14 protein-coding genes are annotated in these 13,814 nt (G+C 63.2%); 7 read left to right on the top strand and 7 right to left on the bottom strand.

The genetic code is table 11. The features are described from left to right. Window positions 1-4: 4 nt before the first annotated feature. The 6 genes from ACFJIU_RS06485 to ACFJIU_RS06460 all read right to left on the bottom strand — a co-directional run bounded on the left by ACFJIU_RS06485 (window position 5) and on the right by ACFJIU_RS06460 (window position 5,601). A complete protein-coding gene (locus ACFJIU_RS06485; protein ID WP_379068938.1) occupies window positions 5-1,000 on the bottom strand; it encodes an ABC transporter ATP-binding protein in 996 nt (331 codons plus the stop codon). Continuing rightward, complete coding sequence (locus tag ACFJIU_RS06480) at window positions 993-2,090, bottom strand: ABC transporter ATP-binding protein (RefSeq protein ID WP_379068935.1); 1,098 nt, start codon at window positions 2,088-2,090, stop codon at window positions 993-995. Before ACFJIU_RS06480 ends, ACFJIU_RS06485 begins: the two co-directional genes overlap by 8 nt. Window positions 2,091-2,094: 4 nt before the next feature. Further along, a complete protein-coding gene (locus ACFJIU_RS06475) occupies window positions 2,095-2,283 on the bottom strand; it encodes a hypothetical protein (protein ID WP_129414363.1) in 189 nt (62 codons plus the stop codon). Further along, entirely contained in the window at window positions 2,280-3,221 is a 942-nt protein-coding gene (locus ACFJIU_RS06470) for a carbohydrate ABC transporter permease (protein ID WP_379068932.1), read from the bottom strand. Before ACFJIU_RS06470 ends, ACFJIU_RS06475 begins: the two co-directional genes overlap by 4 nt. Beyond that, window positions 3,218-4,165 (bottom strand): carbohydrate ABC transporter permease, encoded by a 948-nt coding sequence (locus tag ACFJIU_RS06465; RefSeq protein WP_379068929.1) that lies wholly within the window; start codon window positions 4,163-4,165, stop codon window positions 3,218-3,220. The genes ACFJIU_RS06470 and ACFJIU_RS06465 overlap by 4 nt, the downstream gene beginning before the upstream one ends. Before the next feature lie 101 nt (window positions 4,166-4,266). After that, entirely contained in the window at window positions 4,267-5,601 is a 1,335-nt protein-coding gene (locus ACFJIU_RS06460; RefSeq protein WP_379068926.1) for an ABC transporter substrate-binding protein, read from the bottom strand. Between the two features lie 302 nt (window positions 5,602-5,903). On the opposite strand from ACFJIU_RS06460, the gene ACFJIU_RS06455 reads away from it, so the two are divergent. Both ACFJIU_RS06455 and hutH read left to right on the top strand, forming a co-directional pair. Beyond that, a complete protein-coding gene (locus ACFJIU_RS06455) occupies window positions 5,904-6,935 on the top strand; it encodes a LacI family DNA-binding transcriptional regulator (RefSeq protein WP_379068923.1) in 1,032 nt (343 codons plus the stop codon). Between the two features lie 113 nt (window positions 6,936-7,048). Next, window positions 7,049-8,692 (top strand): histidine ammonia-lyase, encoded by a 1,644-nt coding sequence (gene hutH, locus ACFJIU_RS06450; protein WP_379068920.1) that lies wholly within the window; start codon window positions 7,049-7,051, stop codon window positions 8,690-8,692. A 54-nt stretch (window positions 8,693-8,746) separates the two neighbouring features. On the opposite strand, the gene ACFJIU_RS06445 is transcribed toward hutH, so the two are convergent. Continuing rightward, on the bottom strand, window positions 8,747-9,562 hold the full coding sequence (locus ACFJIU_RS06445; protein ID WP_379068917.1) for a LysR substrate-binding domain-containing protein: 816 nt from the start codon (window positions 9,560-9,562) through the stop codon (window positions 8,747-8,749). 170 nt (window positions 9,563-9,732) lie between these two features. Between ACFJIU_RS06445 and ACFJIU_RS06440 the strand changes: the two genes are divergently transcribed. The 5 genes from ACFJIU_RS06440 to ACFJIU_RS06420 all read left to right on the top strand — a co-directional run bounded on the left by ACFJIU_RS06440 (window position 9,733) and on the right by ACFJIU_RS06420 (window position 13,812). After that, window positions 9,733-11,259 (top strand): ABC transporter substrate-binding protein, encoded by a 1,527-nt coding sequence (locus ACFJIU_RS06440; RefSeq protein ID WP_379068914.1) that lies wholly within the window; start codon window positions 9,733-9,735, stop codon window positions 11,257-11,259. 67 nt (window positions 11,260-11,326) lie between these two features. Continuing rightward, complete coding sequence (locus ACFJIU_RS06435) at window positions 11,327-11,992, top strand: dimethylsulfonioproprionate lyase family protein (RefSeq protein ID WP_379068911.1); 666 nt, start codon at window positions 11,327-11,329, stop codon at window positions 11,990-11,992. After that, the gene (locus tag ACFJIU_RS06430) at window positions 11,989-12,939 is read left to right on the top strand and encodes an ABC transporter permease (protein ID WP_379068908.1); all 951 of its coding nucleotides are present in this window, start codon (window positions 11,989-11,991) and stop codon (window positions 12,937-12,939) included. Before ACFJIU_RS06435 ends, ACFJIU_RS06430 begins: the two co-directional genes overlap by 4 nt. Then, window positions 12,939-13,142: a hypothetical protein gene (locus ACFJIU_RS06425; protein WP_379068905.1), complete on the top strand. Its 204-nt coding sequence runs from the start codon at window positions 12,939-12,941 to the stop codon at window positions 13,140-13,142. The genes ACFJIU_RS06430 and ACFJIU_RS06425 overlap by 1 nt, the downstream gene beginning before the upstream one ends. Beyond that, window positions 13,132-13,812, top strand: coding sequence for an ABC transporter permease (locus ACFJIU_RS06420; RefSeq protein ID WP_379068902.1), 681 nt, complete (start codon window positions 13,132-13,134; stop codon window positions 13,810-13,812). The genes ACFJIU_RS06425 and ACFJIU_RS06420 overlap by 11 nt, the downstream gene beginning before the upstream one ends. Window positions 13,813-13,814: the final 2 nt, after the last annotated feature.

The raw sequence follows: 13,814 nt of genomic DNA, 5'->3' as shown, positions 1-13,814 counted from the left end.
CTCCTTAAGCCAGGCGCATGCCGGCGGCGTCGAAATAGAGCGGCCGTGAGGGTTGGATGCGGATGGTCTCGCCGCCCCTGAGCGGCGTGTGCGCGTCGGTCACGGTGACGAGGTCGTGTCTCTTCAAGATGAGGTGAAGGCGCGTCTGGTCGCCGAGATGTTCGACCCGCTTGACGAGCGCCTCCTCCCCTTCGCCCTGCGCGATGTGTTCGGGCCGCAGGCCGATGCTCTTCGCGCCCGCCGGCGCGCCGGCAAAAAGGTCAGCCGGCAGCACGTTGATGCGCGGCTGGCCGAGCCGGGTCGCTGCATAGACGCTGACGGGCTGCTCATAGACCTCGCGCGGCGAGCCGAACTGCACCAGCCTGCCTTCGTTGAGCACGCCGACATGGGTCGCCATGGTCATCGCCTCGATCTGGTCGTGGGTGACGTAGAGCAGGGTCGCGCCGAGTTTCGCCTGGATGCGTTTCAGTTCGATGCGCAGGTCGGCCCGCAGCTTGGCGTCGAGCGAACTCAGCGGCTCGTCCATCAGGAATATCTCGGGGTTGCGCACGAGCGCGCGGCCAATGGAGACACGCTGCATCTCGCCACCGGACAACGCGGTTGCCTTGTTGTCCAGCTTGTGCGCGATCTGCAGAACCTCGGCGACCTCCTTCACCTTGCTGTCGATGACATCGCGCGGCGTCCGCAGCAGCGGCGATTTCAGCGGGAATTCCAGGTTCTGGCGAACCGTCAGATGCGGGTAGAGCGAATATTGCTGGAAGACCATGGCGACGTTGCGCTCGGCCGGCGACAGCCCTTTCATCGGCTGGCCACCCAGATAGACCTCGCCGCTATCGGGTTTGTCGAGGCCCGAAACCATGCGCAGCGTCGTCGTCTTGCCGGCGCCCGTCGGTCCGAGCAGCACGACGAAGGCGCCGTCGGGGACCGTCAGCGAGACGTTGTCGAGCGCGACCGTTTCGCCGAAGCGCTTCGTCACATTCTCAAGGACGACATCAGCCATGTCCAAGCACCCCTTCATTGCCTTGCGACAACAGCGCCTTGCCGCTTTCGGCGTCGAACAGCGAGAGCGTACGCTGGTCGAAATCCAGCCCGACCAGCTCATCCTCGCGCACCGGCTGGGCCGAGGAGATGCGCGCCTTCAATTCGCCGTGCCCGGTGGCGAGCGTCACGATCTGGGTCGTGCCGAGATATTCGACGGCACTGACACGGCCGCGATATGGAGCATCGTCGCGGAAGCCGACATGCTCGGGCCGCACGCCGAGGGTGAGGCGGCCGGCACGGCCTTCGCGCGCTGACGGCACCTTGATCCTGACGCCGCCGAAATCGACGCTGTCGCCGTTGATGCCGATCATGCCCTCGAAATCGAGGAAGTTCATCGATGGCGAGCCGATGAACTGGGCAACGAATTTCGTCGCCGGCCAGTCGTAGATCTGCTGCGGACGGCCGAACTGCTCGACGACGCCATGGTTCATGACGACGATCTTGTCGCCCATCTGCATGGCCTCCAGCTGGTCATGCGTGACATAGACGGTGGTGGCGCCCATGCGGTCGTGTAGCGCACGCAGTTCCTCGGCCATGTGCTCGCGGAATTCGGCATCGAGCGCGCCGAGCGGCTCGTCCATGAAGAAAGCCTTCGGGCGCCGCACGATGGCGCGGCCGAGCGCCACGCGCTGGCGGTCGCCGCCGGAAAGCCCGCCGACCGGGTTGTCGAGGATGTGCTCGATCCTGAGGATACGGGCGACCTCCGCCACGCGCGTCCTGACCTCCTCGCGTTTCATGCCCTGGCTGACCAGCGGATAGGAGATGTTCCTGCGCACGTTCATGTGCGGGTAGAGCGCGAACATCTGGAACACGAAGGCGATGTCACGCTGGCTCGCCCGCTTCATGCCGACTTCCTCGCCGTCGATGAAGATCTCGCCGGAGGTCGGCAGCTCGAGGCCCGCCATCATGCGCAGCGTCGTCGTCTTGCCGCAGCCCGAGGGGCCGAGCAGCATGAAGAACTCGCCGTCCTCGATGGTGAAGCTCGACGACTGAACGGCCGTGAACGGGCCGAACTCCTTGCGCACGTTCTGGATTCTGATCTGCGCCATCGGCTTACTCCGGAAAATGGCTGACGATGATGAACATCACCGTGCCGACGAGGGTGACGATGAAGGACCAGGAGTAAAGTGCCAGTACGAAGGGCTGCATGAGCATCACGACACCGGCGGCGATCAGCACCGATGCCAGCATCTCCCAGGCCCCTCGCCTGAGATGAAACAATCCGTCGAAAAAACTGCTCATTTGCGGACGGCTCCGAAAGTGATGCCGCGCAGCAGGTGCTTGCGCAGAAGAATGGTGAAGACCATGACCGGCACCAGGAACAGCGTCGCGCCCGCCGCGACCGCTGGCCAGTCCTGGCCGCTGACACCGATGATGGTCGGGATGAAGGGCGGCGCGGTCTGCGCGTTGCCGGAAGTCAGCAGCACGGCGAAGGCGTACTCGTTCCAGGCAAAGATCAGGCAGAAGATCGCCGTCGACGCGATGCCTGTGGCGGCCTGTGGCAGCACGACCTTGTAGAAGGCCTGGAAGCGCGTGTAGCCGTCGATCAGCGCCGCCTCCTCATATTCGATCGGGATCTCGTCGATGAAGCCCTTGAGCAGCCAGACCGACAGCGACAGGTTGACCGCCGTGTAGAGCAGGATCATGCCGGCATGGGTGTCGCTGAGCCCGAGCGCGCGGAACATCAGGAAGATCGGGATGGCGACCGCGATCGGCGGCATCATGCGCGTCGACAGGATGAAGAAAAGCAGATCGTCCTTCAGCGGCACCTTGAAGCGCGAGAAAGCGTAGGCCGCGGCCGTGCCCAGCACGATGCACAGCACGGTCGAACCGAAGCCGATGATCACCGAATTGGTGAAGCGTTCGGCAAAACGCGACGGTCCGGAAATGACCAGGCCGTCCTTGCGCACCAGCCTGTCGTACCAGGTCTGCGGTTCGCCCACCGCCTGAAGCTGCTCCTCGGTCAGGCGGGTGCGCGTGGTGAAGACGTTGACGTAGCCTTCCACCGTCGGCGTGAAGAAGGTCTTCGGCGGATAGGCGATGGCGTCGGATGGCGTCTTGAAGCTGGTCGCGATAATCCAGACCAGCGGCAGGATAGTGATCAGCGCATAGAGGACTACCAGGACGCCGGCGGACCATTTCTGCCGAAGCGACGGCTCGGTGACGGAATAGCTGCTCATCGCTGTTTCACCTTGTTCAGGGCTTTGACGTAGATCGAGGCCAGGCCGAAGACGGTCACGAAGAGGATGACGGCGTAGGCCGACGCATAGCCGGTGCGCCACTTCTCGAACGCTTCGCGTTTCAGATTGATCGAGGTGAGCTCGGTGACAGAACCCGGCCCGCCGCCGGTGAGCTGCACGACGAGGTCGAACATCTTGAAGTTCTCGATGCCGCGGAACAGCACGGCCAGCATCAGGAAAGGCAGCACCAGGGGGATGGTGATGGTCCAGAACTGCCGCCATTTCGAGGCACGGTCGCATTCGGCAGCCTCGTAGATGCTGGCCGGAATGGATCGCAGGCCGGCGAGACAGATCAGCATCACGAACGGCGTCCACATCCAGGTGTCGACGATGATGATCGCCCACGGTGCCAGCGATACGTCGCCGATCATCGAGAAGGAGGATGGGTCGGCGCCGGTCAGGAAGCCGACCGCATAGTTGAACAGGCCGATCTGCGGTTGGTAGAGGAAGGTCCAGAAATTGCCGACCACCGCCGGGCTCAGCATCATCGGCAGCACGATGATCGTTGTCCAGAGATCGTTGCCGCGGAACTTCTTGTTGATGAGATAGGCGAGCGTGAAGCCGATCAGCACCTGGAGGACGATCGTCCAGATCAGGAAATGGGCCGTCGCCTGCATGGTCAGCCAGATGTCGCGATCGGACAGGATGTTCAGGTAGTTCTTGAGGCCGATGAACTCGACCTCGGCATTGGGCCGGTTGACGCGGAAATTGGTGAAGCTCAGCCGGATCGTCCAGATCAGCGGAAAGATGTTGACGGCCAGCAGAAGCACGATCGACGGCGCGACGAAGAGCCAGGCAAGAGCCCGGTCGGACAGGCCGTGCACGCGTCTGGTTATGGCGCGCGGGGTCGCCTCGGCGACACGGTCCACCGATGATTGCAACATGGGGTCGTTCCCTGCTTTTGCGACTGTTTGACGACGCAGCCGGCACACCGGCTGCGTCCGCATCATGGCCCGCTACGAGGCAGCGGGCCAGAGGCCGGCAATCAGTACTTGCCTTCGTCGTCGAAGACCTGCGTCCAGTCCTTGACGAGGCCGTTCAGCGCGTCCTGAGCGGAACCCTGGCCGGCGACGACATAGTCGTGGAAGCGCTTCTGTGCCGCCTGCAGCAATGAGGCGTAGGACGGCTCGGCCCAGAAGTCCTTCACGATGGCCATGGAATCCAGGAAGGTCTGCGCATAAGGCTGGCTGGTCGCGAAGCCCGGATCCTCGACCACCTTGCGCAGCGCAGAATAGCCGCCCATCTGCCACCATTTCTGCTGGATTTCCGGCTGGGCGAACCACTTGATGTAAGCGAGCGCATCGTCCTTCTTTTCCGAAGCCGAGACCACGGAAATGCCCTGGCCGCCGAGTTGGGCGAAGGCGACACCGTCAGGACCGGCCGGGTTCGGGAAGTAGCCCGACTTGTCGCCGCCGACATTGGCGTCGGCATTGATGCCGGGCCAGGTGAAGGCGAAGTTCATGTGCAGGGCAACCTGGCCCGATTTGTAGGCATCGATGTCCTCGGACATGTAGGCATCGGAATGGCCGGGCGGCGTGCAGCAGTCATAGAGCTGCTTGTAGAATTCTAGCCCCTTCACCGCCTTGGCAGAGTTCACATAGCCTTCGAGATCATAGGGCTTGGCGGGGTTCTCGTACTGGAAGCCATAGCTGTAGAGCACGTCCATGACGCCCATGGTGATGCCTTCGGAGCCGCGTTCCGTGTAGATCGCCGCGCCATAGACCGTCTTGCCGTCGATCTGGCGCTTCTGGAAGAATTCGGCGATGTCCTTGAGTTCGGCGAAAGTCTTCGGCACAGCGAGGTCGCGGCCATATTTCTGCTTGAACTCGGCCTGCAGTTCGGGACGGGCGAACCAGTCCTTGCGGTAGCTCCAGCCGACGACGTCGCCGAAGGCCGGCAGCGCCCAGTAATTCGGAGAGTTCTTCGGCCATTCGGCATAACCGACGACGGTCGCCGGAATGAAGTCGTCCATCTTGATTCCTTCCTTGTCGAAGAAATCGTTGAGCTTGACGTATTGGCCGTTCTCGGCGGCACCGCCGATCCATTGGCTGTCGCCGATCATCAGATCGCACAGCTTGCCGCCGGAATTCAGCTCGTTGAGCATGCGGTCGGCGAAGTTCGGCCACGGCACGAACTCGAACTTCATCTTGATACCGCTCTTGGCCTCGAAGTCCTTGCTGAGTTCGACAAGCGCGTTCGCCGGATCCCAGGCGGCCCAGCACAGCGTCAGGTCCTTTGCGCTAGCGTGGCTCGTGCCGGCGGCGCCGGCAGCAGCGAAGGCCCACAAGGCAGCGAGTGATGTGACATAGCGAGATTTCATTGGCTGGGGCCTCCCGTCCCCTGCTTCCGACCTCCATCGGAAGATTGAAAACGCCCGTTTGCGGGCAAATGACGCGGAACGATCTTCCCGGCGAACCAGGGCTCCTCCACGTCGCCCGTGGCTCGCGCCGATCCTCCCGGCAGCCATGGCGAGAGTCATAATTGAGGTGCGCACCTCAAAGCAAGCAAAATTTGAGGTGCGCACCTCAATTCTTGCTTTTCATCTGCTTTTGTTGGAGAAAACCAGTTCTAGAGTCGTGATCGCGAAGTTCGCTTCGTGCCAGCCGGAATGAGATCGAGAGCGTGCGGCCAACCGCGAAAGACCTGGCAGAAGCCGCGGGCGTGAGCCTCGCTACCATCGACCGCGTGCTCAACGAACGGCCGAATGTCAGCCCGAAGGCGGCAAGAAGGGTGGCCGAGGCGATCGAGCGCATCGGCTTCGTGCGCAATCCCGCGGCGGTGGCGCTGGCGCGCAACAAGACCTATCGTTTCCGCTTCGTGCTGCCGACGTCGGGCGACCAGTATCTCTCAGAGCTCATCGCCCGGGTCGGCGAGGCCCGGGAGGCATCGCGCACCGATGCCACCGAGGTGGAGGTCGCCCGGATCGCGATGAACGACCCGCACCATGTCGCGAAATACCTCACCGGCATCGACCATGACGACCTGGACGGCGTCGCCGTCATGGCGCCGGAATCGCCACAGGTGCGCGACGCCTTGCTGCGGCTGGTGGAGCGCGGCGTCAAGGTGGTGCAGTTCCTGTCGGGCCAGGAGCGGCTGGAAAGCGCCGACTATGTCGGCGTCGACAATTTTGCTGCCGGCGCCACCGCCGGCAAGATCGTCGGCCGTTTCATCGGCGAGCGACGCGGCAGGATCGTGGTCGTCTCTGAAACCATGATGGCGCTGGACAGCATCCAGCGCCGCCTCGGCTTCGACAGCATCATCAATGCCCGCTTCCCGCAACTGCAATGCCTGCCGTCGCTGGAAACCTATGCCGACGAAAGACGCGCCGAGCTCATCATCCAGCGCACCCTGCAGCACAATCCCGACACGGTCGCCGTCTACGTGCTGAGCTCCGAGGCGCGCATCCCGCTGACAGCCGTCTGGAACACGCAGGTGTCCCGCCCGCTGACCATCGTCGCACATGAGCGCACGCCGTTCAGCGAACAGGCCCTGCTCGACGAGCGCATCGATGCCGTGATCGCGCAGGACCCCGGCCATGCGGTGCGCAGCGCGCTGCGCATCATGCGTGCCCGTTCCGACCACCGCGAGCTTCTCGCCTCGCAGGAGCGTATTCGCATCGAGGTCCTGCTCAAGGAGAACCTGCAGTTCGCGTGAGCCGGCGGCCTGCACAGGCCATGAAAATTGCTCACGTGGACGTAAAATCTGATCATTTGCGGGCGCGTTTCTAAATTTCGATAGTCCCCCCGAAACAACTTAAGGGGATCCTAATGAAAAGCCTGCGCCTTCTGTCCGGAACGATCGGCATCGTCCTGCTCCTGTCCGGCACCGCCCTTGCCGACGTGGCCCTCAGCGGCCGCGGCACCACTCCCGAAATGATTGTCCGCGTCGCCAATGGAGAAAACGTCTCTGTCGGCGACGGAAGCCTCGAAAAGGTCAAGCGTGCCTATGCGGTGCTTCTGCAGGGCGCGAAGGAAGGGCAGGAAATCTACGGCCTGACCGTCGGCGTCGGCTGGAACAAGGACCGCAAGATGGTCGATGCCAAGGGCGAGCTGACACCGGAGCTGATGGAGGCTTCGCGGGAATTCAACGAGGGGCTGCTGCGCGCTCACTCCGTCGGTGTCGGTCCCGATACCGCCGTTCCCGTCGTGCGCGCCGCTATGGCGGTCCGCCTGAACAACATCCTGACTGGCGGCCCTGGTGTTCAGCCGCATGTCGCCGAAATGCTCGTCGCATTCCTTAACAACGATATCACGCCGGTGATGCCGTCGCGCGGCTCGGTGGGCCAGGCCGACATGACGCTGCTCAGCCATATCGGACTGGCTATGCTGGGTGAAGGCGAGGTCTACTACAAGGACCAACGCATGCCCGCCAAGGAGGCCTTGGCCGCCGCCGGCATCGAACCGCTGAAGCCGTTCGGCAAGGACGGGCTGGCGATCCTGAGCTCCAACGCCTATGCGGCAGCACTCGCTTCCATCGCCATCCACGATGCCGAACAACTGCTGGAGACCTCGAAGCTGGTCTACGGTCTCAGCCTGGAAGGGCTGAACGGAAATGTCTCGCCGCTCCTGCAGGATGTCGCGGCGCTCAGGCCCTTTCCGAGCTATGTCGATTCGACTTCCGGGCTTCGGGATGTGCTCGCCGGCAGCTATCTCTGGCAGGCGGATGTAAAACGCATCCTGCAGGACCCTCTTAGTTTCCGCACGGCACCCTACCTGCTTGGCAGCTTCGCCGACAGCCTGGCCCGAACCAAGGCGCTGGTGGAAATCCAGATCAACTCGTCAGACGACAATCCCGGCATCGCCATCGACGTCGAGCCGAAATCCGACCTGCCGCAGGCCCGCAAAGGTTACGTCCAGGGCGGCGCTGTGTTGCCGACGGCCAATTTCGAACCGCTGCCATGGGTCATTTCCTTCGAGGAGCTGGGCATCGTGCTGGCGCATCATGCCACGGCGTCGTCCGAGCGCGTGCTGAAGTTGAACAATCCCACCCACACGAAGCTGCCGCGCTACCTCGGCACGGAAAACACCCATCATGCCTTCCTGGTGGTGGAAGCGCCGCTGATGGCAATGGCTGCCGAGGCCCGCTCGCTGGCGCAGCCGACTTCGTTCGACTCACGTCCCATCGCGGGCGGAGTGGAGGATGTCGGCACCAACGCGCCCTACGTTGTCGAGCGCGTACGGCAGCAGATCGACGACAGCTTCACCATCCTGTCGATGGAACTGATGCACGCCGCCCAGGCTGCCGACCTGCGCCTGAAGGAACATCCGGAACGCAAGCTCGCCACCGCGACGGCCAAGCTTCACGACGCTTTCCGCGAAAAGGTTCCCTTCCTCGACCAGGACCGTTCGATGACGCCCGACATCTCCGCGGGAGCGGTGTTTCTCAAGACATATGGCAGCAAGACCCAGTAAGCGGGCTAGCTGCGAACCGATCGCATCATTCGGAAGCCCCCTCGTGGGCTTCCGTCACAGAGACTGGATCCAGTTCTGGAATTTCTGGATCGCCTTCTCGTCGCCGCGGCGCTGAAGATAGGCCAGGTACCATCCGCCCGGCTGCATGATATCGGATTGGACCGGCACGATCAGGCTGCCGCTGGTGAGATCGGCCTCCACCAGGAACTCCGGGACCACCACGATCCCCTGCCCGCTGACGGCAGCCTCGATGGCAAGCAAATTGCTGTCGAACAAGGGCGACGATTTCTGCGAAAGGCCGGAAATGCCGACGCTCTCAGCCCAGATCGAAACGTCCTCGGTTCTGCCGGAAACCGCCAGGAATGGGAAGTGGCGCAGGTCATCGACCGTTTTGATCGCCTTGGCGATGGCGCTCGAGCATACCGCCACCAGCTTCTCTCGCCGCAGCAGCACGTATGTCAGGTTCGGGCGGTTTGGCGTGCGGGTATAGATGAGGCCGACATCGGCCCGGTCGGGATTGAACTCCCAGTCGAGAAGGCTCGCATCGAGGCTGACCGCGATCTCGGGAGAGGTTTCCTTCAGCGTCTGCAGCCGCGGAATCAGCCACCGCACCGCCACCGTGACATAGACCTGGAGCGTCAGCGATGCCGGCGCACTGGATTGCCGGATCAGGTCGGTGGTCAGCGAAATCCGGTCGAGCGCGTCCTGCACGACCGGAAAATACAGGATCCCCTCCTCGCTCAGTTCGACCCGGCCGGGCAGGCGCCGAAACAGCGGCCGACCCAGATTCCGCTCGAGCGATGCGACTTGGTGGCTGATCGCCGATTGCGTGACACGCAACTCTTCGGCAGCGCCCTTGAAGCTGAGCAATCGTGCCGCCGCCTCGAAAGCCCGCAAGGTCGTCAAGGGTGGTAAAGTACGCCGGACCATTTCTCGCAAGCCACATGAATTCTGTTCATGTAGACGTTAATTCTAATCGTTTGCAAGGGAACGGCGGCGTTTTCATAGTCTCCCGATAAGCCCGAAAATGGGGGGAGGATATGAAAACCAATCTCGTGAAAAACACCGCGCTGGCGCTGCTCCTGGGGGCTTGCTCGCTGCCAGCCACAGCCGCTTTTGCGCAGCAAACCTGCATGCGCGTGCTCGGTTACGAATCCGATGGCGAAAAGCAGACCATGGATCCGGCAGCGCTGATCGGCACCGACAGCGTCTATCATATCCGCGCAGTCTACGAGCCGCTCGTCGACCGCAACAACGCGATGCAGCCGATACCGGTGCTTGCCGAATCCTGGGAATCCAACGCCGATGCGACGGAATGGACCTTCCACCTGAGGAAGGGCGTCAAGTTCCATGACGGTTCGGACTTCGACGCCGCCGACGTCGTCTATTCATACCGCCGGCTGCTCGATCCAGCCGTTTCGCCCGGCGGTTTCTCGACCCTTGCCTTCCTTGATGCCGACGGCATCACCGCCGTTGACGACCACACCGTGCGTTTCAAGGTCAAGCGACCTGTCGTCGAGCTGCCGATGCTGATCGCGACGAAATACGCCTTGATGGTTCCAGATGGCGCCAAGGCCGAAGACCTGCGCGTCAAGGGTGACGGGACAGGACCTTTCGTACAGGAGAGCTTCACCATCAACGGCGCCGTCCGCGTTCTGCGCCGCAACGCCAATTATTGGCGCGCCGGCCTGCCGAAGGCCGATTGCCTCGAGATCACGACAAGCCTGGAATCGACCTCGCGGCTGTCCGCGCTGCTGTCGGGTTCGGTGGATCTGTCGCTGACGGTCGATCCGACCAGCCTGATCACACTCAAGGACAATCCGGCCGTCGAGCTCGTCTCTACGCCGGGAGCCACCTCGCTCTATGTCGCCGTGTGGACGGACACGCCGCCCTTCGACAATCCCAAGGTCCGCGAAGCGATGAAGCTCGTCATGGATCGTCAGAAGATCCTCGACACCGTGCTGCTCGGCTATGGCGAGATCGGAAACGACGCGCCCATCCCACCGAGCTCGCCGCTGGGCCTCGGAACGGCTCCCAAGACGGCGGATGTCGAGCGCGCCAAGGCGTTGCTGGCGGAAGCCGGCCATGCCGACGGCATCGAGTTCGATCTCTACACGTCGGACTCCTATCCCGGCATGCTGCTGCTCGCGCAGGTCTACGCCCAGATGGCGGCGCCGGCCGGCATCAAGGTCAACGTCATCCCCTCTCCGGCGGAAGGCTATTGGGACACGATCTGGCTGAAGAAGCCCGCCGTCATCTCCTACACCAGCGCCCGCCCGCCCGCCGAGGCGCTGACGCTGTCGCTCAACAGCAAATCCGAATGGAACGAGACCCACTGGAAGCGTGACGACTTCGATACACTCGTCGTCAAGGCAGGCCAGACCACCAACGACCAGGACCGCATCGGCCTCTATCGTGACGCGCAGCGCATCGTCGCCGACGAGGGTGGCATGATCCTGCCGGTGTTCACGTCCATCGTCGCAGGCCTGCGTAAGGGCTGCACCGGTTTCAAGCCCAATGTCGACGTCAACCGCATCGACTATTCCGAGCTCACCTGCAGCCAATAGCCGGCGCTTCATCACCAAACAAACTGGAGCCGCGGAGCAGACCTGCTCCGCGGAAGAGGATGCTTTTATGAAAGTGCTGACGACCTTCCTGCAGAGCTTCGCGGACGCGCTGGACAGCGACACACTGCCGGTGTCCCGCTCACATGCGGCTCGGCTCCGCGCGCTGCAGGCCAGCCTGCCGCCGGTACGGCCGGTGCCGGCAGCGCGCGTGCCTATCCAGGAAGCCTGCGAAAGCGAACTGGTTTCCCGCCATGGCAGCTCGGAGCTGGCGCGGTCGCTGTCCGAATTGCTGCCGCATCTCCATATCACCCGCAGCAAGACATACCTCGCCAATCCGCCGTCCAGCGAATTCGGCGACAACTATGGCTACGGCATCATCTGCGGCCCGCAGGGCGGTCCGCCTGCACTGATCACCGATCCCGACATCGCATTCGGCCTGATGTTCCTCGGACCGAGGACCCACTACCCGCTTCATCACCATCCGGCAGACGAGCTCTACTATACGGTCACCGGCCCTTCGTTCTGGCGCGCCGGACATGCGGACTGGGCATCGCGCGGTACCGAAGCGATCATCCACCATCCGTCGTGGATGCCGCACGCGACGCTCTCGGCCGAAAGGCCGCTGGTCCTGCTTTACATCTGGGAGGGCGACCTCGATACCGACGCGGCATTCATCCCGGATCATCTGCCGGTGGATGCCGCCCCACCACCAGCCGGACTGGATCTGAAATGAGCATATTGCGCCTCCTCGCCAGCCGGATCCTGCTCTCGGCCCTGACACTCCTGATCGTCTCGGTCCTGATCTTCCTGATCCTCGAAGCCTTGCCGGGTGACATCGCGACCCGCATCCTCGGACGTGATGCGACGGCAAAGGCGCTGGAGGTGCTCCGCAGCCAGTTGCACCTCGACCAGCCACCGCTGACCCGCTACTTCCAGTGGCTCGGCAATCTGCTGCACGGTGATTTCGGCGCCTCGCTCGCAACCGGGCGGCCGATCGCCGACGTGCTCGGGACCCGCATCGTCAACACGCTGCTGCTCTCGCTGTTTGCCTTCGTGCTTTACCTGGTCCTGGCGTTGGTTCCCGCGATCATCCAGGCGACGAACCGGGGCAAGGCCGTCGACAACATCATCTCGGTCATCACGCTGGTGCTGCTGTCGTTGCCCGACTTCCTGCTGGCGACGATCCTGCTGTTCCTGTTTGCGGTCGCCATCCCGATCCTGCCGGCACTGGCAACGGTTTCGGAACACAGCAGCTGGCCGGAGATGCTGCGCGCCATGATCCTGCCGGCGGCGACGCTTGCCATCATGATGGCCGTCTATGCCATCCGCGTGCTGCGCGACAGCCTGATCGAAGTGCTGCGCTCCGACTATGTCAGGTTGGCCGAACTGAAAGGGCTGCGGCCCTCGGCCGTGCTGTGGCGACACGCCTTGCCCAACGCCCTGGTGCCGGCGCTCAATGTGACGGCCCTCAACCTCGGCTTCCTGATCGGCGGCGTGGTCATCGTGGAGCGTGTCTTCTCCTATCCGGGTTTCGGCACCCTGCTCATCGACGCACTGCAGCTGCGCGACATCCCTCTGATCAAGGCAACCGTGATGATCAGCGCTGCGGTCTACGTCGCGGCCAACCTCGTTGCCGACATCTGTGCAGTACTGCTGCAACCACGCCTGAGGACACGCTGATGAGCGCGATCGTATCCCGCCCGGCCAGATCCTTCCAGGGCTGGCATACCGCGCCAGGACCATTCAAGGCCGGCGCAATCATCCTTGCCACCCATCTGCTGTTTGCGATCATCGGCATCTTCTGGACCCCTTTCGGCTATGCCGAGATGGGGGGCGGGACTGCCGCTTTCCGGCGCGTCGTGGCAGCACTCGATGGGACTTGACCAGATCGGCCGTGATGTCTTCAGCCGCTTCATGTACGGCGCCCACATCGTGCTGCTGCTTTCCTTCGCCGGCACGGTGCTTGGAATGGCGACGGGCGCCGCGATCGGTCTTGTCTCGGGTTATGTCGGCGGCTGGCTCGACGACATCCTGCAGCGTGTGGTCGAAGCGATGATCAGCATACCGTTCCTGGCGCTGGCGCTGGTCATGATCATTGCCGCCGGCCCCGCGCTCGCGGGACAACCGGCCCTCATCATCGTCGTGGTTGCCATCGTCTATGCACCCCGCATCACGCGCATTGCGCGTGCGGCGGCGATGGAGGTCGCGACCCGCGAATATGTCGCGGCAGCCGAGCTGCGCGGCGAAGGAACGCTGTCCGTCGTGTTCCGCGAAATCCTGCCCAACACCGCCAATGTGCTGCTCGTCGAATTTTCGCTGCGGCTGAGCTATGCGCCGATCCTGATCGGGGCGCTCGGCTTCCTGGGCTTCGGCATCCGCCCGCCGACGCCGGAATGGGGCCTGATGATCAGCGAAAACCGCAACCTCCTGATCGCCTCGCCGATGACGGTTTTCGGGCCGGGGCTCGGCCTGGCATCCCTCGTCATCGGATTCAACCTTTTCACCGACGGCCTGTCGCGCATGCTCGGCCAGCGGCCCGTGATGGGAGCCTGACG

The organism is Mesorhizobium sp. UC74_2 (assembly GCF_042701485.1).
In the GTDB taxonomy this organism is placed as follows: Bacteria; Pseudomonadota; Alphaproteobacteria; order Rhizobiales; family Rhizobiaceae; genus Mesorhizobium.
The sequence above is the reverse complement of the archived record's forward strand: the minus strand, read 5'-3'. Positions and strand labels throughout refer to the sequence as shown.